We start from the raw sequence: 20,929 nt of genomic DNA, 5'->3' as shown, positions 1-20,929 counted from the left end.
CTGCCGCCCGAACCGCCCCACCGGGGCCGGTGGTCCCGGTGACGAACTACGCACGGCTGTACCGCATGGGGCTGACCCCGTGGGAGCGCTACGGGCGGCTCACCGCGGAGGGCACCGGCGCCCGGCTGGACCGGGAGGAGGCGGAGCGGGGCCGCCCGCCCGGGCGAGCGCTCGACCTCGGGTGCGGCCGGGGCCGGGACACCGCCGAGCTGGCCCGGCGGGGCTGGGACGCCGTCGGGATCGACGCCGTGCCGGCCGCGATCGACGCCGCCCGGCGGGACACCGGCGCGACCTACGTCGTGGGCAGCGTGACCGACCTGCCCGGGGCCGGTCTCGGCACGTTCGACCTGTTCCTCGACGTCGGCTGCTTCCAGGGGTTCGGCCCCGACGACCGGCGTGCGACCGGCCGCGGGGTGACCGCGCTGGCCAACCCGGGATCGACGGTACTGATGCTCGCGTTCGGCCCCGGCCGGTTCCGGTCGGTGGTCGGCGGTGTGTCCCGGGCGGAGGTCGAGGAGGCCTTCGACGGCTGGGACGTCGTCGCGGCCGAGCCGGCCGGCACCGCGGGCCTGGGCTGGCCGATGAGCCGCACGGCACCGCACTGGTACCGGCTGCGGCTGCGCGACCGGGAGGGTCGACCGGCCTCGGCGCACTGAACCCGTGCGCGCCGATCAGCGGGCCGCGCCGAGCCCGGCGTCCCGGGCGGTCGCCACGGCGGCCGACCTGCTGCGCACACCGAGCTTCGCGAAGACCACGGAAACGTTGTTCCGTACGGTCTTCTCCGACAGGTGCAGCCTGCGGGCGATCGCGGCGTTGGTCAGGCCCTCGGCGACGAGCCCGAGAACCTCGCGCTCCCGGTCGGTCAGGTCGGGGAACGCCATCCGGGCCGGGTCGGGCGGAGGCTCGGCCCATCGTCGGCGCACTCCGCCCGCGACGCCCCGGCCGACGACCACACCACCCTGCGCGACGTGCCTGATCGCCCGGTCGATCTCGGCGCGGTCGGCGTCCTTCAGCAGGTAGCCGGACGCCCCGGCGCGCAGCGCGGCACCGACGGTCTCGTCCTCATCCAGCATGGTGAGCGCCAGCACCGCCGGTCCCGGTCGTGCGGCGCACAGCGTTCGTGTGGCGTCGATCCCGTCCACACCCGGCATCTGCAGGTCCATCAGCACGACGTCCGGCGCGAGCTCCCGGGCGAGCCGAACGGCCTCGGCTCCGTCGGCGGCCTCTCCCACCGGCTCGATTCCGGCCATCGTGCGCAGCGCGCCGCGCAGGCCCTCGCGGTAGAGCGGGTGGTCGTCGACTATCAGCACACGGACGGGTGTCGGCAGCCCGGACGGCCCAGCGGGCTGCCCGCTCATCGGAGCGGCACCGGTAACGCCGCCTCGACGATGGTCCCCGGACCCTCCCACACCTCCAGGGTGCCGCCGAGCCCGTCGACCCGCCGGCGCAACGAGTGCAGCCCCAGGCCCGGCGAGGCGCCCGCGGCCGCCCGGGTGCCCCGACCGTTGTCGGACACCCGAACCAGCAGGAAGCCCTCGCGCCGGTGCGCGTAGACCCGCACCCGAGTGGCGTCGGCATGCCGGCATGCGTTCGTGACGAGCTCGGCCACCAGCAGGTGGGCCGCGAGCTCGACCTCCGCCGGCAGCGGACCGAGCTCCCCCAACTCGACCTCGACTGCGCACGCGGGTGTGCTGGACCGGGCACCCAGCTCGCGCAGCGCACCCTCCGGCCCCAGCTCGTCGAGCAGCGCGGGCCTCAGGTCCCGGGTGATCGCCCGGACGTCGCGGACCGCGTCCCGCAGCTGCGCACCCAGCCGGTGCAGGACCGCGCGTCCCTCGTCCGGGGACTCGTCGATCAGGTCCCGGACGCTGTCCGCCTGGAGGCTCGCTGCGGCGAGGGCGGTGCCCACCCCGTCGTGCAGCCGGCGGCGCAGCCGGTCCCGCTCCTCCTCCCGGGCCGCGGCCGCCCGTTCGCGCTCCCGGCGGAGCTCGTCGGACAGCGCGAGGGCGTGCACCGCGACCGCGGCCTGGGCCGCGACGTCGGTCAGCGCACGCCGTTCGGACCGGGTCAGCCCGCCTCGCACCGGTACGGCGCGCAACACGCCCACCCGCCGTCCGGCGTGTCGCAGCGCCAGCTCCTGCACCGGACCGTCGGGGGGCGAGCCGTCGGGGAAGATCCGGCCGTCCGCCGTCTCCAGCGACAGGTGCCGCAGGCCCAGCGTCCTGGAGACCTCGGTGAGGATGTCCGGCAGGACCGACGACGCGACCTGGTCGGCGGGCACGGCCGCGCCGAGCCGCATCGCCAGCCGGGTGATCACCCGATGGGGGTCCTCCGGCGAGCCGTGCACCAGCCGGTTCACCACCCGGCGCAGGACGTGGTGCAGCGGCAGCACCAGCATCGCCACGACCGCGGTCCCCACGATCGGGGCGCCGGTGCCCACCCCGATCGCCCCGCCGAGCAGGCCGACGACGCCGGCGTAGGCGACCGCGACCGCCACCGAGAGCCCGCCGTAGACCAGCGACCTCCCGACCACCAGCTGCAGGTCCCACAACCGATGCCTGCTCACGGCGATCATGCAGCAGACGGGCAGCGCACCGACCGCGAGGGCCGCGGCGAGGACACTCGCGGTGGCCATCGCGACAACCTCGCACGCGACCGTCACCGCGACGCCGTACAGCATCCAGGACAGCGCCCGGCGCCCGTCCGGCCCGGCCCGCCGCCACCGCGCCACCAGCCCGGCGGCCGCCAGCACGACCCCCAGCGCCACCAGCGGGGCGGCGACCCCGCCGACCAGGGCGGAGGGACCCGGGGAAAGCGCCAGCGGGTTCGGCCCGATCGCCGCGTCCGTGGCGGGGCCGTCCAGCAGCTCATAGGGGGTGGTCGCCCACCGGGTCGTCGCGACCGCGATCGCGCACACGCCGAACAGGACGACCGGGCGCCACCGCTGCGAGGGCAGGGTCCCGTCGGGCAACAGCAGCGGCACGACGACCAGCAGCGCGAGCAGGCCCGGCACCCACGACCAGGTGTGCGACCAGAACAGCCACCGGTCGGCCGGCAGGCCGTCGACGACCTGCAGGCCGTACACGCCGTACTCGCGGCCGAACAGTGACGCGGCCTGGCTCAGCGCCACGACGAGGAAGACCGGGCCGAGCACACCCGCGGTGCGGCGGGCCACCAGCAGCCCGCCGACGACGCCGTAGGTCACCAAGCCCACGACCTGCATGGGCCAGAACCCGCCCCGGCCACTGCTCGACGGGGCACCCGCCGCGACGTTGACGGCCAGCAGTACGCATCCCGCCCCGCCGACCGCCAGCACGACCGCCGCAACGGTGCAGGCAGCGACCACACGGCCGTCCGGCGCAGGCGCGGTACGGAGCCCGTGCGACGCGAGAGTGGCCATCGAACCAGGCTCGCCCACGGGTGTCCCGTCGTTACGGGACCGGAGGTCCTGGACGGGACGGGACGGACGGATCGGGTGTACGGGGCGGCCCCGAGGTCAGGATCGGGCCGTCCGCCCAGCAGCTCCGGAGGTAACGCCGTGACCGTCCCCGTACCGCCCGCCACCGTCGCGTCCCGCCGCCCGCCCGTGCCCGTCGTCGTCGCGAGTGTCGTCGTCGCGGTGCGGATGGGGTTCGGCGCGTTCGGCCTCGTCTACTTCGGGGTGCTCGCGCCGCCGGAGGTCAACCCGGACGCCGGGAGCCCCGCCGCCACCGCCTTCGCCGCCGTCGGGCTGACCACCGTGATCACCGCCTGGGCGTGCCTGCCCGGTGTGTGGGCCGGCCGGCGCGCGCCGTGGCACCTGCTCACCTGCGTCCTCGCGGCATGGGTCTACTTCAGCTGCTACAAGATCCTCGCCGAGGGCGAGACCGAGTCGATCGCGTTCCTGGTGGTCGACGTGCTGGTGGCCGGGCTGCTCTGCCTGCCCACGTCCCGGCGGCACGTCGCCGCCGGGGACCGGTCCGCCGGATCCGCCCCGTCCCCGGCCGGCACCCGCTAGCTTGCCCCTGACGACGACCAGGGGCGGCGATGGTGTTCAAGAAGCTCAAGGCACGGTTCGGTGGGGGCACGACGGTCGACACGGTGGTGCACACCCCGGTCGCGCAGCCCGGTGGCGTGTTGGACGGCGTGGTCGAGGTCGTCGGCGGCGAGTTCCTGCAGCGGATCAACTTCCTCGCACTGCGCCTGGAGACCGTGGTCGAGGTGGAGTCCGGCGACAACGAGTACCGCTCCACGACGTCGTTCGCCGAGCAGCGGGTGACCGGGGCGTTCGAGCTGCATCCGGGCGAGCGGCGGTCGGTCCCGTTCCGGTTCGGGGTGCCGTGGCAGTCGCCGTTCACCACGGTGCACGGGCGGGACCTGCCCGGGGTCCGGGTGGGCCTGCGCACCGAGCTGGACATCGCCGGTTCGTTGGACAAGGGCGACCTGGACCCGGTGCGGATCGAGCCGACCCGTCCGCAGCAGACCATCCTGGCCGGGTTCGAACGGGCCGGCTGCCGGTTCCTGCGCTCCGACGTGGAGAAGGGCCGGGTCCCCGGTGCCGAGTTCGGCTTCTACCAGGAGATCGAGTTCGCACCGCCGCCCGACCTGGCGCGCGGCCTGAAGGAGGTCGAGGTGTCCTTCCTCGCCGGGCCGCACGCGATGGACCTGCTCCTGGAGGGCGACCGGCGGGGCGGCTTCCTGGACGCCGGCGGCGACCGGATCGTCCGGTTCACCATCCCCTACGACGTGCTGGACGCCCACGACTGGGCGGCCGAGATGCGCGGGCACATGGCGGAGCTGGCCCGGCGGCGCGGCCTGTTCGGCTGACCCTCAGCGTCCGGGCGACGGGACGGGCAGCCCGGCCGCCGCGAACAGCTCCGCCCACCGCGCACGCGGCAGCCGGTCGACGGGGTCGCGGGCACCGGCCCAGGCCTCCGGGACCGCCGACGCCAGCAGCGCGGGCGGGAGCAGGCCCGCGTCGTCGAGCTCGGCCAGCAGCAGCGGCGCCCGGTCCCGGCCGACCCGGGCGGCCGCCGCGTCCCAGCCGGCGGCGGTGAGCGGGCGGTCCCGGTCCAGCAACGCGTTCACGGTGACCTCGTACAGCGCCTGGCTCACTGCCCCAGCGTGGCACGCCGGGCTCCCCCGCCCGGGGCACCGCCCCGCCGGACGGCGCCCGGCACTCGGTGGCCGGTGCGGGACGCGCGACGTGCGGCACCCGAGCGGGCGGGGCCGCCGGACCGCGCGGCACCCGCGCGCCGACCACGCACGGTCAGCGTGACGGAGCGACCGGCCGCCGTGACTGCGCCAAACGGCCGCTGTGCGGGCCGCAACCCTCACCTAGCGTCCGATCGCGATGAGCGCTCCCCACGCCGACGACCGTCCCCCGCACCGTCCCGATCGGCCCGACCGGCCCGGCTCCGGCCCGCCCCCGCCGGACGGACGGCCCCGCAACGGGTACCGGCCCGCGGACCTGCTGGACCGGGCCGCCGTCCCGCCGCCGCGCCGTCCCGGCGACGGCGGTGCCGCCCCGGGGGCGGCCGTCCCCGGCCCCGGCGCGGCGGGTGCCGGACCCGCTCCGGGGCCCGCGGCCGGACCGCACGGCACGGTCCCGGCACCGCGACCGCCCTGGCTGCCGGGCGCCGCCGCCCCGGCCGCCCCGCTCGCTGCCGGGGCCGTCCCGGCCGGGGAGCCGGGCGACGGACCGCCGGCATGGGGCGGGCCGCCACCCGGCGTCGCACGCCCCGCGGCGCCCGGCGCGCCGTGGGCCGGACCGGCGCCGACACCCGGTCCGTGGTCCACCGCGTCGTGGGGCCCAGCCGCACCCGTGCCCCGGGGCGCCGCGACCGCGCCGCCGGCCGGGGGCGGGCACCCGGCGTCGTGGGGTGCGCCCGGGCACACCGCGCCGCAGGCCCGGCCACCGTCCGGTCCGGGTGCCGGGGCGTGGGCGGCGGTCGCCGTTCGGGCCGGCGGCGCCGGGGACCGGATCTCGCGGGCGGTGACCGGGCTGGACGGCGCCCTCGGCCGGGCCCTGCCCGGCGGCGCCGGGCACCGCGGGGCGGCCCTCGCCGTCGGCGCGACACTGCTGCTCGCGGTCGCGGCCGCCGCGGGCGCCGAGTCCCCGGGTGCCGACAACGGCCCGGCGCCGGGCACCGCCGCCCCGGCCGCACAGGAGCCGGTGCCGGCACCCGCCGACCTCGTCGCGGGGACCGCCCCGGCCGACCCGGCGGCGTTCGCCGGGTCCGGATTCCGCTCCCCCAGCGGCAACATCACGTGCCGGATCGACGGCGCCGAGACCCGCTGCGACACCCGTACCCGAGCCTGGTCCCCGCCGGACGACCCGGCGTGCACGTTCCGCTCCGGGACCGGGCTGGTGCTGCGCGCCGCCGGGGCCGGGCCGAGCTGCGGCGGCGAGCGGGTCCGCGCCCGCGGCACCGCCGAGCTCGGCTACGGCACCCACCTGACCCGCGGCGACGTCACCTGCGTGAGCCGCCGGACCGGCGTCGAGTGCCGGGACGCGCGCACCGGGCACGGCTTCGCGACCTCCCGCGAGGCGTACCGGATCTACTGACCCGCGCCGCCGCGGCCGGTCCGCCACAGATAGCGTCACCGGCCGTGACGGCGGTCGTGGAGATCTTCACCGACGGCGCCTGCGTGCCGAACCCCGGCCCGGGCGGCTGGGGCGCGGTGCTGCGCTACGGCGAGCACGAGCGCGAGCTGCACGGCGGGGAACCGTCGACGACCACGAACAACCGGATGGAGCTCACCGCCACCATCCGCGCCCTGGACTGTCTGACCCGGCGTTCGGTGGTGCACCTGCACACCGACAGCACCTACGTGCGCAACGGCATCACCCGGTGGCTGCCGCGCTGGCAGGCCCGCGGCTGGCGGACCGCCGCCGGGGAACCGGTCAAGAACGACGACCTGTGGCGCGAGCTCGACGCCGCCGTCCGCCGGCACGACGTCACCTGGTTCTGGGTGAAGGGGCACGCCGGGCACCCGGAGAACGAGCGGGCCGACCGGCTCGCCGCCCGCGGCTGCGAGGAGGCGGGCGGACGCGCGTCCGGGAAGCGGCCGTCCCGCACGCGGTGACGCCGGAGAGATAGCGTCGGCCGCGTGGCCGACTCGTTCCCCCGCCTGCACGCCCGCACCCGTCGCTTCACCCTCGGGGTCCCCCGGGGGTTCACCGTCGCCCCGGACGGGTCGCGGGCGGTGTTCCTGCGCAGCCGGTCCGGCACCGACCCGGTCACCTGCCTGTGGTCGGTCGACGCCGCGACCGGTGCCGAGCGGCTGCTCGTGGACCCGGCGTCGGTCCCCGGGCTGCCCGGCGAGGAGGACCTGCCCGCCGCGGAGCGGGCCCGGCGCGAGCGGGTCCGGGAGCAGGCGGGCGGCGTCGTCGGGTACACGACCGACGCCGCGGTCACCCGCGCCGTGTTCGCGCTGTCCGGGCGGCCGTTCACCGTCGCGCTGACCGGGGAGCCGGACGTGCGCCCGCTCGACGTCGGCGGGATCGAGGCCGTGGTGGACCCGCGGATCGACCCGAACGGGGCCCGGGTGGCCTTCGTCGCCGAGGGCGCGCTGCACCTGCACGACCTCACGACCGGCACGACGACGGCCGTGCTCACCCCCGACGGCGACGACGTCTCCTGGGGCCTGCCCGACTTCGCCGCGGCCGAGGAGATGGACCGCCACCGCGGGTTCTGGTGGTCCCCCGACGGCGGCGCGCTGCTCGTCGCCCGGGTCGACGAGTCCCCGGTCGCGCGCTGGCACATCGCCGACCCGGCGCACCCCGACCGCGTCCCGGCCACGGTCCGCTACCCCGCCGCCGGCACCCCGAACGCCCGGGTGGGGCTGGTCGTCGTCGCGCTCGACGGCAGCCGCACCCCCGTGACCTGGGACGACGAGACCTACGAGTACCTCGCCACCGCGGGCTGGGACGCGCACGGCCCGCTGCTGTCGGTCCAGCCGCGCGACCAGCGCGAGGTCCGCACCCTGGCCGTCGACCCCGCGACCGGGCGGACCACCACGCTGCACTCCCAGACCGACCCGGTGTGGGTGGAGAACGTGCCGGGCGTCCCGGCGCGCACCGCGTCCGGGGCCCTGGTGCGGGCCGAGGACTCCGGCGGGGCGCGCCGGCTCGTCGTCGGCGACACCTACCTGACCGGCCCGGAGCTGCAGGTGCGCGGGGTCGTCGGCATCGACGGCGAGACCGTCCTGTTCCGCGCCTCGACCGAGCCGACCTCGGTGGCCGTCTGGTCGGTGACCCCCGGGTCCGAGCCGGTCGCGGTGACACCGACGACCGGGGTGCACGCCGTCGCCGCGGCGGGGGGCACCACCGTGCGCGTGTCCCAGGACCTCGCGACGGCGCCGCACGCCGTGCTCGTCACCGCCGCCGGGGCCGAGCACCCGGTCGCCGGGCACGCCGTCGACCCCGGGTTCGACCCGGCCCCGGTGCTGCACTCCTTCGGTGCGCGGGAGCTGCGCACCGCGGTGTTCCTGCCGTCCGGCCACGTGCCCGGCACCCCGCTGCCGGTGCTGCTCGACCCCTACGGCGGCCCGCACTCCCAGCGGGTGCTGCAGGCCCGCAACGCGCACCTGACCAGCCGCTGGTTCGCCGAGCAGGGTTTCGCCGTGCTGGTCACCGACGGTCGTGGCTCCCCCGGCCGCGGCCCGGAGTTCGACCGCGCGATCCACGGCGACCTGGCGGGCCCGGTGCTGGAGGACCAGGTCGCGGCCCTGCACGCGGCCGCGGAGACCTACCCCGACCTGGACCTGGGGCGGGTCGGGATCCGCGGCTGGTCGTTCGGCGGGTACCTGTCCGCGCTGGCGGTGCTGCGCCGGCCCGACGTCTTCCACGCGGGCATCGCCGGCGCGCCGGTCACCGACTGGACGCTCTACGACACCCACTACACCGAGCGCTACCTCGGGATGCCGGGGGGCGAGCCCTACACCCGCTCGTCGATCATCGACGACGCCGCGACCCCGCCGACCGCGGACCGGCCGCACCGCCCGCTGATGGTCGTGCACGGTCTCGCCGACGACAACGTCGTCGCCGCGCACACCCTGCGGCTGTCCTCGGCGCTGCTCGCGGCCGGCCGCGCGCACCAGGTGCTGCCGCTGTCCGGCGTCACCCACATGACACCGCAGGAGGTCGTCGCCGAGAACCTGCTGCTCCTGCAGGTCGGGTTCCTCCGGGACGCGCTCGGCGCCTGAGCGCGAACACGTGTTTCACCGATTCCGACGATCACCGGCACCGACCGGACCTGATCTCCGGGCACCGCGTCGTCGCAGCTGAGGGCGCCGCGCGTCCGGCCGTGACCGGACGCCCTGCCGTCGCCGGTGCCCGCGGCAGGGCCCCGGGCCCGCTTGCGACCCCGCTCACACTGTGGCTCCCTGGGCCGGAGGGACACCTCCGCCGGACCCGGTCACGGGCCGCCGGCGGGCGTGGGCGACGACGCCGTGGGGAGCAGCATGACGATGCCCGACCAGGCCACGCGGTCCCTGTGGATCTGCGAGCCGTGCGGCTTCGTCTACGACCCGGAGGAGGGCGACCCGGACGGCGGCATCGAGCCGGGCACCCCCTTCGAGGAGATCCCCGACGACTGGATGTGCCCGATGTGCGGCGCCGCCAAGTCGGACTTCCGCCCGTTGGAGCCGGGAGAACAGTTCCCGGGGTGAGGACACCGAGACCATGGTCATGATCGCCGGATACGACCACTTCGTCCAGCTGGCCGAGTCGCTGCAGTGGGACGAGACCGACCTCGACCTGGGCCCGGACCGCGACGCGTGGACCCGGCTCGCGCCGGACGAGGCGGCGACCGTGCGCGGGCTGGTCGCCGGGTTCTGCATCGCCGAGGCCTCGGTCGCCGGGCAGCTCGGCTCGTACCAGGCGGCGGCGCTCGACGACACCATGCAGGCCGCGTTCCGCGCCCAGGCCCGCGACGAGGCGCGGCACGCCCGGTTCTTCGACCTGGTCGCCGCGCAGGTGCTGGATGTACCCGGCGACACCCCGGCCGACCGGCTGGACGTGCTGCGGCGCGAGGTGAGCTCGGAGCTCGTCGACCTGTTCGAGCACCGGCTGCCGGCGACCGCCCGCGGGCTCGCCGAGGACCACACCGGACTGACCGGGGCGGTCGGGCTCTACCACATGGTCATCGAGGGTGTGGTGCTGCTGGCCGGGCAGCACGCGATGCTCCAGGCCCTGGACCGGCTGTCCGTCGCGCTGCCGGGCGTGCACCGCGGGACCGAGCTCGTCCTGCGCGACGAGCGCTGGCACATCGGCTTCGGCTCGCGGGTCGTGCAGAGCGCCGAGCTGGGTGGCGAGGAGGCCGACGCGCTTCTCGAGCAGGGCGAGACCGCGGCGAAGGTCTGGGGCGGGCTCATCACCCCCGAGGCCATCGCGCTCGCGGTGAAGCAGCACCGCCGTCGGCTGAAGGCGGCGGGCATCAAGTTCTGGTGACACCCCCACGCCGGTCGTCACCGTTTCGGGAAACATGTGTTTCATTCCTCCGGGCCGGCCGCGTGACCTGCACGGAATGGGGACGGACGGTTCTGCGGGCGAGGACCGCGGGTGTCCACACCGGAGCCCCCGGTGCCGTCCGGGGTGCGGTGCCGCACGTCACGGCGGGGACGGCCGCCCCGGCCCCGGCGACGGTGCTTGTCGCCGCACCGACGTCACCGATGTCCGGTGGCCACGATTTTCCGGGCACCCGCCCGCACTTTCCCACCATTTTCCGGACGCCCCACGGAGCGGCCCGCAGAATTGTTCCGATCATTCCCGGACAATCGTTTCCGGACCGTGGCCCCGACAGCGCTGCGTCGGTCCTGACCTGCGGGAAGATCGTTCGAGCCGAGCCCGGGACCCTCATGGGAGATCATTCCGCATTCGCACTCGCGCGTTCATTATCATCGGCGCAGAATCGGATGGACGCACGGGGTTGACGCTTACCACCGTGCGGTGTGAAGGTGATCACGTACCCACCGACGAATTGCGCTCGGGAGGAAAGTGTCAATGACGACCACCGACAACGAACGCGCCGAACAGCTGGAAGCCGCAGGTCTCGGCGGGCAGAACCGGCTCGCACTCGGCCGGCTGCTCGGCAGCGGGACCATCGGCTACGCCGAGGAGGGACCCGACGGCGTACTCCGCGCGACGATCCGGATCCCCGAGGACGAGATCTGCTACGAGCCCGGGGTCCTCATCCTCCCGCACGGCGGCGACATCGAGCTGACGCTCATCAACGACGACAAGAACACCCACTGCGCGGTGCTGCCCAGCAACGGCGACCCGAAGTTCATCTGGCTGGTGAACCACTCCAAGGGCACCGCCAAGATCAACCTCGACGGGCCGGGAACGTACTACTACGGCTCCGCGAGCGGCAACGACGAGGGCCGCGGTCTCACCGGGTCGATCGTCATCGGGGGCGAGGTACCCGACCACGCCAAGCTCGACCGTCCCCCGCAGCCGCGACCGTAGGAAGGATCCCGAGATGACCGACTACGTCGACGCGGGTGAAGCGATCCCGCACGTGCAGCTCACCAACGTCCGGGGCGAGGCCCCGGCCACGTCCACCGTGGACTACGACCGCATCCGCGGCGCACGCTCCGAGCCGCAGAACTGGCTGACCTACTACGGCACGTACGACGGGCAGCGCTACAGCGAGCTCGACCAGATCAACAAGGACTCGATCCGCCGGTTGTCCCCCGCCTGGGTCTTCCAGGCCGGGGCCGTCGGCATGCAGTCCGGTGCGTCCACCTACTCGTTCGAGGCGTCACCGATCGTCATCGAGGGCGTCATGTACGTCTCCGGTCCCGACGGCCGCGCCTGGGCGATCGACGCGAAGACCGGCGAGGAGCTGTGGCGGTACAAGCACGCCTCGCCCTACGACGTGTCGCTGTGCTGCGGCAACGTCAACCGCGGCCTCGCCGTCGGGCACGGCAAGGTGTACATGTACACCCTCAACGCGCACATCGTCGCGCTCGACGCGACGACCGGGAAGATGGTGTGGGACACCGTCAACGGCGACGTCCGCGCCGGGGAGAGCGGCTCGGTCGCGCCGCTGGTCGTCAAGGACCTGGTGATCGTCGGCAGCGCCGGCGGGGAGTTCGGCGTCCGCGGCCACCTCGACGCGTTCGACGCGGAGACCGGTGAGCGGCGCTGGCGCTGCTACACCGTCCCGAAGCCGGGCGAGCCCGGCTCGGAGACCTGGCCCGACGACGGCGAGGCCTGGCAGCGCGGCGGCGCGAACTGCTGGGTGACGCCCACCTACGACCCGGAGCTGGAGCTGCTGTTCCAGGGCACCGGCAACCCGGCGCCGGACTTCGACGGCGACATCCGCCCCGGCGACAACCTCTACACCGACTCGACGATCGCGGTGGACGTCAACACCGGCGAGATCAGGTGGCACTACCAGTTCACCCCGCACGACCTGTGGGACTACGACTCCACGATGGAGAACGTCCTGTTCGACGCGCCGGACGGGCGCAAGCTGCTCGCCCACGCGGACAAGAACGGCTACTTCTTCGTGCTCGACCGGACCAACGGCGAGCTCGTGCGGGTCTTCCCGTTCGTCGACCGGATCACCTGGGGCGAGATCACGCCCGAGGGCAAGGTGACGCCGAAGATCTACCCCGACGAGGAGGGCGTCCCGGTGCACTTCTGGCCGGGCCCGGCGGGTGGCAAGGAATGGACGCACATGTCCTACAACCCGCAGACCGGGTTGATGTACGTGCCCGTCCAGGAGGTCGGGGCGACCGCCACCCGGCGTCGCCGTGAGTTCAAGGAGTCCATCCCCTACTGGGGCGCCGGCGTCGCCGTCGACATCGAGGACTTCTACGGGTTCGTCGCCGCGATCGACCCGCTCACCGGCGAGGAGAAGTGGCGCTGGAACAACGAGTACCCGATGTGCGCCTCGACGCTGACCACCGCGGGCGGCCTGGTCTTCCAGGGCACCCCGACCGGTGAGTTCGTCGCGCTCGACGCCTCGACCGGGGAGAAGCTCTGGTCGTTCCAGTGCGGTAGCGGGCACCACTCCAGCCCGACCACCTTCGAGGTCGACGGCAGGCAGTTCATCGCCGTGCCGACCGGGTGGGGCGGCTGGGTCGAGGGGTTCCTGCCGGGCCTGCTCGGTGCGGCCGCGGGCGACGCGTTGTTCTGCTTCGCGTTGCCCGAGCAGTAGATCCGGCCGACCCCGGGGACCCGAACGCTGTGAGAAGGGAGGTGATCGCATGGAGTCGACCACCGAGTGGGAGGCGCCGGAGTTCGAGGAGATCGGCTGCGCGCCCGAGGTGACGATGTACATCGCCCGGACCGAGGCGTGAGGTGACCGACGGCCGGGGGCGCGCGAGCAGTGCGCCCCCGGCCGTCGCCGTGGAACAGGGGGGTGCCATGAGGATCCGGATCCTCGGATCGGCGGCGGGCGGCGGCTTCCCGCAGTGGAACTGCGGCTGTCCGGGCTGCCGGGCGGTGCGCGACGGGTCGCGGCCGGCGACGCCGCGCACCCAGTCCTCGATCGCCGTCTCCCCCGACGGACGGCGGTGGTGGCTGGTCAACGCCTCCCCCGACGTCCGCACCCAGCTCGCCGACGCCCCCGCGCTGCACCCGACCGGTGACCGGTCGACCCCGCTGCAGGGTGTGCTGCTCACCGACGCCGAGATCGACCACACCCTGGGGCTGGTGCTGCTGCGCGAGGGCCGCGGGGTGTCGCTGCACGCGACCGCCGCGACCGAGCGGACCCTGCGCGAGGGATCCGGGCTGCTCCCCACCCTGGAGCGGTTCTGCCCGGTGACCTGGACCGAGGTCGTCCCCGGCACCGCCCACGACCTCGGCGGGCTCACCTACCGCGCGTTCGACGCGCCCACCGGCAAGCACGACCGGTTCGGTACCACCGAGGGACTGCCCGGTCGCGTCGTCGGGTACCGGTTCACCGACACCGCGTCCGGCCGGTACGCGGTGTACCTGCCCGGCGTACAGGAGCTGACCCCCGCCGTGCAGGACGAGATCGACGGCGCCGACCTGCTGCTCGTCGACGGCACGACCTGGCACGACGACGAGCTGGTGCGGCTCGGGCTGGCGCGGAAGACCGCGCACGACATGGGGCACCTGCACGTCGGCGGCCGCGGTGGCAGCCTGGAGGTGCTCACCGCCCTCGGTGTGCCCCGGATCGTCTACGTGCACGTCAACAACACCAACCCCGTCCTGCTGGAGGACTCCGCCGAACGCGCCGCGGTCGAGGCCGCCGGGGTCGTCGTCGGGTTCGACGGACTGGAACTGGAGGTCTGACATGACCGCTCCGGACACCGCGCTGGTGCGACGGCTGCGGACGCACGCCGCGCAGTACCACTCGGCGCACCCGTTCCACGTCCGCATGAACGACGGCACCCTCACCCCGGACCAGATCCGCGGCTGGGTCGCGAACCGGTTCGCCTACCAGGAGGCCATCCCGGTCAAGGACGCGGCCATCCTGTCGAACTGCCCCGACGTCGGGGTCCGCCGGCGGTGGATCCGCCGGATCCTTGATCACGACGGGGTCCACGCCGGACCGGAACCGGGCAGCGGGAACTCCGGACAGGGGGGCATCGAGGCGTGGCTGCGGCTCGGCGAGGCGTGCGGGCTGAGCCGGTCGGAGATCACCGACCACCGGCACGTCCGGCCCGGGGTGCGGTTCGCCGTCGACGCCTACGTCGGCTTCGCCCGCACGAGGCCGTGGGTCGAGGCGGTCGCGTCGTCGCTGACCGAGCTGTTCGCCCCGGACCTGATGGCCGAGCGGCTGGCGGCGTTCGAGAAGTACTACACCTGGATCGACCCGGACGGGCTCCAGTACTTCCGCAACCGGCTGTTCCAGGCCCCGCGGGACTCCGAGCACGCGCTGGAGGTCGTCGTCGCGCACTGCCGCACCCCCGCCGAGCAGGACGCCGCCGAGGCCGCGCTGTCGTTCAAGTGCGACGTGCTCTGGGCGATCATGGATGCGATCGACCATGCCTACGCGTGACGGGTCGACCGCCGCCGGCGCCGCGCGGGTGCCGGCGCCGCGGCGCGGCGAACGGGCCCGTACACCCGCGGTCACCGGGGACTCCCGGCCGCGGCTGGGCCGGCACGTGCGGATGCGCCCGGACCGCCCGACCGGCGGCTGGGTGCTGCTCGGGCCGGAGACCGTCGTCGTGCTGAACCGGACCGGGCACGCGGTGCTGCGCCTGTGCGACGGCGAGCGCAGCGTCGACGACATCGTCGCCGCGCTGGTCGCGGACTTCGACGAGGCCGACGCCCTGGTCGTCGGCGACCAGGTGCGCGAGTACCTGGCCCGGCTCGTCGCCCGGAACCTGGTGGCGCTCGGATGAGCGCCCCGCGCCCGTTCGGGCTGCTCGCCGAGCTCACCTACCGCTGCCCGCTGGCGTGCGCCTACTGCTCGAACCCGATCGAGCTGGACCGCTACGACGACGAGCTGTCCACCGCCGACTGGCAGCGCGTGTTCGGCGAGGCCGCCGCCATGGGCGTGCTGCAGTGCCACCTGTCCGGTGGGGAGCCGCTGCTGCGCCGGGACCTGCCCGAGCTGGTCCGCACCGCCTGCGACCTGGGCATGTACACCAACCTCGTGACCAGCGCGATCGGGCTGTCCCGGCCGCGGGCCGAGGGGCCGCGCGCGGCCGGGCTGGACCACGTGCAGGTCAGCGTGCAGGCCGACGAGCCCGCCACCTCCGACCGGATCGCCGGGATCCGCTCGTTCGACAAGAAGCTGGAGGCGTGCCGGCTCGTCCGGGAGCTGGGCTGGCCGCTGACGGTCAACGTGGTGCTGCACCGGCAGAACATCGAGCGGATCGGCGCGATCGTCGACCTCGTGGAGCGCCTCGGCGCCGACCGGGTGGAGCTCGCCAACACCCAGTACTACGGCTGGGCCTGGCGCAACCGGTCGTCGCTGCTCCCGACCCGCGAGCAGCTCGACCGGGCCGAGGAGGTCGTCACCGCCGCCCGGGCGCGGCTGGCCGGGTCGATGGAGGTCGTGCACGTGCTGCCCGACTACTACTCCCGCTACCCCAAGCCGTGCATGGGCGGCTGGGCGCAGCGCCAGCTCACCGTCGCCCCGAACGGCGACGCGCTGCCCTGCCCCGCCGCCCAGACGCTGCCGCTGCCGCGGGCCTCGGTCCGCGACACCGGCCTGGACGAGATCTGGACCTCGGCGCCGCTGTTCACCGCCTACCGCGGCGAGGACTGGATGCAGGAGCCGTGCCGGACCTGCGACCGTCGCGAGATCGACCTGGGCGGGTGCCGCTGCCAGGCGTTCCAGCTCACCGGCGACGCCGCGGCCACCGACCCGGTGTGCCACCTGTCGCCCGAGCACGGGCTCGTCGAGGACGTGGTGTCCGAGGCGAACCGCCCGGGGCGGGTGGACCTGGAGCTTGCGCCCCGGCCGCACCGCTGAGGCCGGAGCGGCAGCGAGCCGCGCCGGGTCAGCGCAGGTGCGTGGCGTCCCAGAAGCGGTAGGGCCGGTCCGAGGGGTCGACGACCGCGTCGTCGACCTCCGGTCCGGCGGCGATCAGCCGGCGCAGGTAGTCCCCCACACCGGTTCCCACCACGCGGCGCTCGTCCTCGTCCGGCCCGGCGACGACGATCTGCCCGACGGCGCCGCCGGGCTCCGGGACGGTGTCGACGACCAGGGCGTTCCCGCCGCCGTCGACGGCCAGCGGCCACCAGCCCGCGTCCCAGTAGTGGGCCAGCACCGGATCGCCGGCGCGCACGGTCACGTGGTCGTGCCCCATGTCGGCGACGACGTCGAGCCAGCCGCGGTACTCCCGCGTCGCCTCGGCCACGGGCACGAAGCGGTAGGTCGCCGGGAACAGGCTCGTCCCGACCTCCGGGTGCGGACCGGGGGCGCGCGGGTGGTCGGCCAGCTGGCCGTCGGCGAGCGCGTACAGGGCCCGCAGCGCGGGCGGGAACCCCCGGCCGAACACCGCCTCGGCCTCGGCGACCGCGCCGGGCTCCGCAGGCGCGCGGAGGTTGGACGAGGCCGGGATCCCGGCCCGTTCCAGCACGTCGAGCCAGCGGGGCCAGTCGGTCGCGACGCCGTCGTCGGGAGCGCCGCCGGAGAGGTCACGGTCACCGGTCACGGTGTGCAGCCTGCCACGACGGGCGGGCCCGGGACGCACCCGCCGGTGGGGTCTGGCAGGGTCGTCGCGCACCCCGGCCCGCCCCCGCGGGCCGTCCCCGTCCGTGAGGAGCACGTCCGTGTCCGCACCGCAGAAGCCCGCCGTCGCGATCGTCGACGGCCCGCTGCCCACCGACCTCGTGACCGAGGACCTGACCGTCGGCGACGGGCCGGAGGCCAAGCCCGGTGACACCGTCGCCGTGCACTACGTCGGGGTCTCGCAGTCCACCGGTCGCGAGTTCGACAACTCCTACGACCGCGGCCAGCCGCTGCAGTTCGGACTCGGCGCCGGCCAGGTCATCTCCGGCTGGGACAACGGCGTCGCCGGGATGAAGGTCGGCGGCCGCCGACGGCTCGTGATCCCGCCGCACCTCGGCTACGGCGCCCGCGGCGCGGGTGGCGTCATCGCCCCGAACGAGACCCTGATCTTCGTCTGCGACCTGGTGGGCGTGCGCTGACCGCGCTCCTGCTGATCTCCGACACCCACCACCCGAGCCGCGGGGCCGCCCACTCCGGTGGGCTCCCCGGGCCGGTGTGGGAGGCCGTCGACGCCGCCGACGTCGTCGTGCACGCCGGTGACTGGTGCTCGGTGGAGCTGCTCGACCGGGTCGGGGGTCGCGCGACCCGGCTGCTCGCGTGCTGGGGCGACAACGACGGCGACGAGCTGCGCGCCCGGCTGCCGGAGACGGCCCTCGCGACGATCGACGGGGTCCGGGTCGCGGTGACCCACGAGACCGGCCCGAAGCAGGGCCGCGAACGCCGGGCGCTCGCCGCGCACGCCGGCACCGACCTGCTGGTGTTCGGGCACTCGCACATCCCGTGGGACTCCGCGGCGGACGGGCTGCGCCTGCTCAACCCGGGGTCGCCGACCGACCGGCGCCGGATGCCGACCCACACCTGGATGACGCTGACCCTGCGCGACGGCCGGATCGACGACGTCGTGCTGCACCACCTCTGACGCCGGTCAGTCGTCGTCATCGTCGTCGGGCTGCTGTTGCTGCCGGCCCGGCGCCTGCTCCTGCGGGGCGGGCGCGCCCGGGGCCTGCCGGTCGTCGTCCACCCGGGTGGCCGACGGCGGGCCGCCCGACGGGGCGTCGTCGTCGTCGCGGGCGCCCCCGCCCGTGCCGAACACGAGCACCAGGCCGACCAGCGCGGCCACGACGACGAGCGCCGCGGCCATCCGGTCCTTCGTGAGCATCGGGTCTCCCTGCGGGTGCTCAGTCGTCGACGGGGACGCCGCCGAAGACGGTGAGGCTGATGACGAAGTAGGCGACGTAGAGCACGAGCAGCACCACGCCGTGCCAGCGGCGGATCCGCCCGGTGCCGAGGAACACCGCCGAGAGCAGGGTGAGCCCCAGCAGCACGGGCAGGTGCCAGACCAGGGCCGTCGGGTCGACCACGATCGCGCCGCCGACCAGCAGGATCACGCCGAGCTTGCCGGTCACCGAGAACACGACGCTGCCGAGCACGTTCGCGACGGCGATCTCGGGCGCGCCGCGCCGGGCCGGCTCGACGGTGATCAGGAGGTCCTCGAGCGACAGCGCGAGCGTCGCGATGGTGACCCCGAAGACCGTCCCGCTGATCGCCCAGGTCTCGAGGATGCCCTCGGTGCCCTGCCCGGCGATGAGCGCGCCGACGACGAGCCCGATCAGCGCGATGACGGCGAACAGGACGGTCCGCCCGGGCGGCTGGGCGCGCGCGGCGAGGAAGCCGTCGTCGACGCGCAGGTCCTCGGGCAGCCGGAACCCGGGGCTGCCGGCCACCGCGTCGGCCCGGGGCGCGCCGCTCGGCGCGACCGTCGCCGTCGTGCTCCCGCCCGCGCCGACCCCGGCCTTCTCCAGCTGCTCGTAGACCTCGGCGTGGCGCCAGACGGGCCGCCGGGCGGAGTACTCGCGGTAGGCGATCCAGCCGACGAAGGCGACGAACAGCAGATCAGCACGACGCCGGTCCCGGCGGTGAGCAGGCCGCCGAGCGCGAGCAGGAACATCACCACCGGGGCGGCGACGTAGAGCGCGAGGTAGTCGCGCGGGACCTCGACCCGGGTCGGCGCGATGATCGCGGCGAGGGCCAGCACGATGCCGGTCAGCGCGATCGTGGTGCCGATGACGGTGCCGAGCGCGACGTCGCTGAGGTCCTCCATGTTCAGCACGACCCCGAACGCGAGGTCGTCGAACTCGATCCCGGTGAAGACGACGGCGATCAGGAACAGCGAGACCGCCCAGCGGCTCGCCACCCCGACCAGGTAGCCGATGAGCTTCTCCGCGCTGTAGACCAGCACGGCGACGCCCAGGACGAACTCGATCACCGGGATCATGCGTCAGCCCCTCGCTACGACGCCAGGATCACCCGATAGTGAACTGGACCACGTGACGAAGCAACACTTGACAGCCTCCGGCTCGGTCGTTTCGCCTGGTCACAGGCACGGCGCGCCGGGCGGGGCCGGGCCGACACGGCCCCGCCCCGATGTCCGATGCGGATCCGAACGGCCGGGGCCTCAGTCGCGCGGGGGGGCGCTCACGCGATGGTCGGCCTGCTCGTCCCGGGCCTCGATCTGCGCGGCCTCCTCCTTGGTGCGGGCCAGTGGCGGCGCGGTGATCCCGCTGCCCTGCTCGGCCAGCTCGGGCTTCATCCGGACCGCGACGAGGCTGACGATCGTGGTGATCGCGAGGACGCCGACGATGACGCCGAGCGAGAGTCCGATCCCGACCTCGGGGACCGGGACCGGCTGCCCGCCGTTGATGAAGGGCAGCTCGTTCTCGTGCAGGGCGTGCAGGGCGAGCTTGACGCCGATGAAGGCGAGCAGCACCGCGAGGCCGTAGGACAGGAAGACCAGCTTGTTGAGCAGCCCGCCGAGCAGGAAGTAGAGCTGGCGCAGACCCATCAGCGCGAACGCGTTCGCGGTGAAGACGAGGTAGGGCTCCTGGGTGAGGCCGAAGATCGCCGGGATCGAGTCCAGCGCGAACATGATGTCGGTGACGCCGATGGCGATCATCACGATCAGCATCGGGGTCAGCCAGCGCTTCCCGTCGATCTTCACGGTGGTCTTGGCCCCGTGGTAGTCGTCGGTGACCGGGAAGGCCTTGCGGACCCACTGCAGGACCCGGCCCTCCTTCCACTCCTCGTCGTCGCCGCCGGCGGCCTGCTTGACCAGCGAGACGGCGGTGTAGACGAGGAACGCGGCGAAGAGGAAGAACACCCAGCTGAAGCGGTCGATGACCGCCGCGCCCGCGGCGATGAAGATGCTCCGCATGATCAGCGCGATCACGATGCCGACCAGCAGCACCCGGTGCTGGTGGAGGACCGGCACCTTGAACGCGGACATGATGATGAGGAAGACGAACAGGTTGTCGACCGACAACGAGTACTCGGTCAGGTAGCCGGCGAAGAACTCACCGGCGTAGGTGCCCCCGGAGAAGAACCAGACCCCGCAGCCGAACGCCACGGCCAGCGCCACGTAGAAGGTGACCCAGCGGGTGACCTCGCCCAGGGTCACGGCGTGCGGCTTGTGGTCGTTGAGCCACAGGTCCGCGCCGATCACCAGCACGAACCCGGCGATGGTGACCAACCAGACCCACAGGGGCACGTTCACGGAGTTCCTCCAGACCAGGGCAGCATCAGACAGCCCGAGGTCTCTCCCGCCACGGCAGCCCGTTCCTGCGGCTGCCGAGCGTGGCCGGTGGTGCCGGGTCCGCTCGCGAACCACGCTCGCGACGACACCGTGCTGACGACACCACCGCGGTAGGGATACTCCCCTGCGGTAGGTGAAGTCTCCCCCCTGGTCCGTTGCATGGCGAGCCGGGGTGACCCAGGGCACC

The 20,929-nt window shown here is 74.5% G+C and carries 25 protein-coding genes; 17 read left to right on the top strand and 8 right to left on the bottom strand.

Annotation, left to right across the window (positions count from 1 at the left end):
- Positions 1-38: 38 nt before the first annotated feature.
- On the top strand, positions 39-656 hold the full coding sequence (locus tag WHI96_RS11450) for a class I SAM-dependent methyltransferase (protein WP_345647536.1): 618 nt from the start codon (positions 39-41) through the stop codon (positions 654-656).
- A 15-nt stretch (positions 657-671) separates the two neighbouring features.
- Here the strand turns inward: WHI96_RS11450 and WHI96_RS11445 are convergent, their stop codons facing one another.
- Together WHI96_RS11445 and WHI96_RS11440 are read right to left on the bottom strand one after the other, a co-directional pair.
- On the bottom strand, positions 672-1,358 hold the full coding sequence (locus tag WHI96_RS11445; protein WP_345647533.1) for a response regulator transcription factor: 687 nt from the start codon (positions 1,356-1,358) through the stop codon (positions 672-674).
- Positions 1,355-3,316: a sensor histidine kinase gene (locus WHI96_RS11440; RefSeq protein WP_349302376.1), complete on the bottom strand. Its 1,962-nt coding sequence runs from the start codon at positions 3,314-3,316 to the stop codon at positions 1,355-1,357. The genes WHI96_RS11445 and WHI96_RS11440 overlap by 4 nt, the downstream gene beginning before the upstream one ends.
- Positions 3,317-3,538: 222 nt before the next feature.
- On the opposite strand from WHI96_RS11440, the gene WHI96_RS11435 reads away from it, so the two are divergent.
- Together WHI96_RS11435 and WHI96_RS11430 are read left to right on the top strand one after the other, a co-directional pair.
- Entirely contained in the window at positions 3,539-3,997 is a 459-nt protein-coding gene (locus tag WHI96_RS11435) for a hypothetical protein (protein WP_345647527.1), read from the top strand.
- 29 nt (positions 3,998-4,026) lie between these two features.
- The gene (locus WHI96_RS11430) at positions 4,027-4,806 is read left to right on the top strand and encodes a sporulation protein (RefSeq protein WP_345647524.1); all 780 of its coding nucleotides are present in this window, start codon (positions 4,027-4,029) and stop codon (positions 4,804-4,806) included.
- Between the two features lie 3 nt (positions 4,807-4,809).
- On the opposite strand, the gene WHI96_RS11425 is transcribed toward WHI96_RS11430, so the two are convergent.
- The gene (locus WHI96_RS11425; RefSeq protein ID WP_345647521.1) at positions 4,810-5,094 is read right to left on the bottom strand and encodes a hypothetical protein; all 285 of its coding nucleotides are present in this window, start codon (positions 5,092-5,094) and stop codon (positions 4,810-4,812) included.
- Positions 5,095-5,332: 238 nt separating this feature from the next.
- Here WHI96_RS11425 and WHI96_RS11420 point away from each other — a divergent pair, with 238 nt between their 5' ends.
- From WHI96_RS11420 to pqqE, 12 genes are all read left to right on the top strand, one after another.
- Positions 5,333-6,547 (top strand): hypothetical protein, encoded by a 1,215-nt coding sequence (locus tag WHI96_RS11420; RefSeq protein WP_349302375.1) that lies wholly within the window; start codon positions 5,333-5,335, stop codon positions 6,545-6,547.
- Between the two features lie 44 nt (positions 6,548-6,591).
- Complete coding sequence (gene rnhA, locus WHI96_RS11415; protein ID WP_345654553.1) at positions 6,592-7,068, top strand: ribonuclease HI; 477 nt, start codon at positions 6,592-6,594, stop codon at positions 7,066-7,068.
- Positions 7,069-7,092: 24 nt separating this feature from the next.
- Positions 7,093-9,189, top strand: coding sequence for a prolyl oligopeptidase family serine peptidase (locus tag WHI96_RS11410; RefSeq protein WP_345654550.1), 2,097 nt, complete (start codon positions 7,093-7,095; stop codon positions 9,187-9,189).
- A 258-nt stretch (positions 9,190-9,447) separates the two neighbouring features.
- Complete coding sequence (locus tag WHI96_RS11405; RefSeq protein WP_345654541.1) at positions 9,448-9,654, top strand: rubredoxin; 207 nt, start codon at positions 9,448-9,450, stop codon at positions 9,652-9,654.
- A 13-nt stretch (positions 9,655-9,667) separates the two neighbouring features.
- Positions 9,668-10,435, top strand: coding sequence for a ribonucleotide-diphosphate reductase subunit beta (locus WHI96_RS11400; protein ID WP_349302374.1), 768 nt, complete (start codon positions 9,668-9,670; stop codon positions 10,433-10,435).
- Between the two features lie 552 nt (positions 10,436-10,987).
- On the top strand, positions 10,988-11,452 hold the full coding sequence (locus WHI96_RS11395) for an MSMEG_3727 family PQQ-associated protein (protein ID WP_226356493.1): 465 nt from the start codon (positions 10,988-10,990) through the stop codon (positions 11,450-11,452).
- A gap of 13 nt (positions 11,453-11,465) precedes the next feature.
- Positions 11,466-13,154, top strand: a complete 1,689-nt coding sequence (locus WHI96_RS11390; RefSeq protein ID WP_345654533.1) for a PQQ-dependent dehydrogenase, methanol/ethanol family — start codon at positions 11,466-11,468, stop codon at positions 13,152-13,154.
- 49 nt (positions 13,155-13,203) lie between these two features.
- Positions 13,204-13,296 (top strand): pyrroloquinoline quinone precursor peptide PqqA, encoded by a 93-nt coding sequence (gene pqqA / locus WHI96_RS11385; protein WP_060712366.1) that lies wholly within the window; start codon positions 13,204-13,206, stop codon positions 13,294-13,296.
- A 67-nt stretch (positions 13,297-13,363) separates the two neighbouring features.
- On the top strand, positions 13,364-14,257 hold the full coding sequence (pqqB, locus tag WHI96_RS11380; protein ID WP_345654530.1) for a pyrroloquinoline quinone biosynthesis protein PqqB: 894 nt from the start codon (positions 13,364-13,366) through the stop codon (positions 14,255-14,257).
- 1 nt (position 14,258) lies between these two features.
- Positions 14,259-14,966, top strand: a complete 708-nt coding sequence (pqqC, locus tag WHI96_RS11375) for a pyrroloquinoline-quinone synthase PqqC (protein ID WP_345654527.1) — start codon at positions 14,259-14,261, stop codon at positions 14,964-14,966.
- Complete coding sequence (gene pqqD / locus WHI96_RS11370; protein WP_345654524.1) at positions 14,953-15,312, top strand: pyrroloquinoline quinone biosynthesis peptide chaperone PqqD; 360 nt, start codon at positions 14,953-14,955, stop codon at positions 15,310-15,312. Before pqqC ends, pqqD begins: the two co-directional genes overlap by 14 nt.
- A complete protein-coding gene (pqqE, locus tag WHI96_RS11365) occupies positions 15,309-16,391 on the top strand; it encodes a pyrroloquinoline quinone biosynthesis protein PqqE (RefSeq protein ID WP_345654522.1) in 1,083 nt (360 codons plus the stop codon). The genes pqqD and pqqE overlap by 4 nt, the downstream gene beginning before the upstream one ends.
- Before the next feature lie 28 nt (positions 16,392-16,419).
- Here pqqE and WHI96_RS11360 read toward each other — a convergent pair whose 3' ends face one another.
- On the bottom strand, positions 16,420-17,076 hold the full coding sequence (locus WHI96_RS11360) for an SMI1/KNR4 family protein (protein ID WP_345654519.1): 657 nt from the start codon (positions 17,074-17,076) through the stop codon (positions 16,420-16,422).
- Between the two features lie 118 nt (positions 17,077-17,194).
- On the opposite strand from WHI96_RS11360, the gene WHI96_RS11355 reads away from it, so the two are divergent.
- Positions 17,195-17,572 carry an FKBP-type peptidyl-prolyl cis-trans isomerase gene (locus tag WHI96_RS11355; RefSeq protein ID WP_345654516.1) on the top strand — a complete coding sequence of 126 codons (378 nt, stop codon included), beginning with the start codon at positions 17,195-17,197 and terminating at the stop codon, positions 17,570-17,572.
- On the top strand, positions 17,569-18,072 hold the full coding sequence (locus tag WHI96_RS11350; RefSeq protein WP_345654556.1) for a metallophosphoesterase family protein: 504 nt from the start codon (positions 17,569-17,571) through the stop codon (positions 18,070-18,072). Before WHI96_RS11355 ends, WHI96_RS11350 begins: the two co-directional genes overlap by 4 nt.
- A 6-nt stretch (positions 18,073-18,078) precedes the next feature.
- On the opposite strand, the gene WHI96_RS11345 is transcribed toward WHI96_RS11350, so the two are convergent.
- From WHI96_RS11345 to WHI96_RS11330, 4 genes are all read right to left on the bottom strand, one after another.
- Positions 18,079-18,312 carry a hypothetical protein gene (locus WHI96_RS11345; protein ID WP_345654513.1) on the bottom strand — a complete coding sequence of 78 codons (234 nt, stop codon included), beginning with the start codon at positions 18,310-18,312 and terminating at the stop codon, positions 18,079-18,081.
- A 19-nt stretch (positions 18,313-18,331) separates the two neighbouring features.
- Entirely contained in the window at positions 18,332-18,877 is a 546-nt protein-coding gene (locus WHI96_RS11340; RefSeq protein WP_345654510.1) for a sodium:calcium antiporter, read from the bottom strand.
- Positions 18,763-19,428, bottom strand: coding sequence for a calcium:cation antiporter family protein (locus tag WHI96_RS11335; RefSeq protein WP_345654507.1), 666 nt, complete (start codon positions 19,426-19,428; stop codon positions 18,763-18,765). Before WHI96_RS11335 ends, WHI96_RS11340 begins: the two co-directional genes overlap by 115 nt.
- Before the next feature lie 180 nt (positions 19,429-19,608).
- Positions 19,609-20,703, bottom strand: coding sequence for a TerC family protein (locus WHI96_RS11330; RefSeq protein WP_345654504.1), 1,095 nt, complete (start codon positions 20,701-20,703; stop codon positions 19,609-19,611).
- Positions 20,704-20,929: the final 226 nt, after the last annotated feature.

It is taken from the genome of Pseudonocardia tropica, from assembly GCF_040105315.1.
Classification (GTDB): domain Bacteria; phylum Actinomycetota; class Actinomycetes; order Mycobacteriales; family Pseudonocardiaceae; genus Pseudonocardia; species Pseudonocardia alni.
This window is presented reverse-complemented; position numbering and strand designations above follow the sequence as displayed.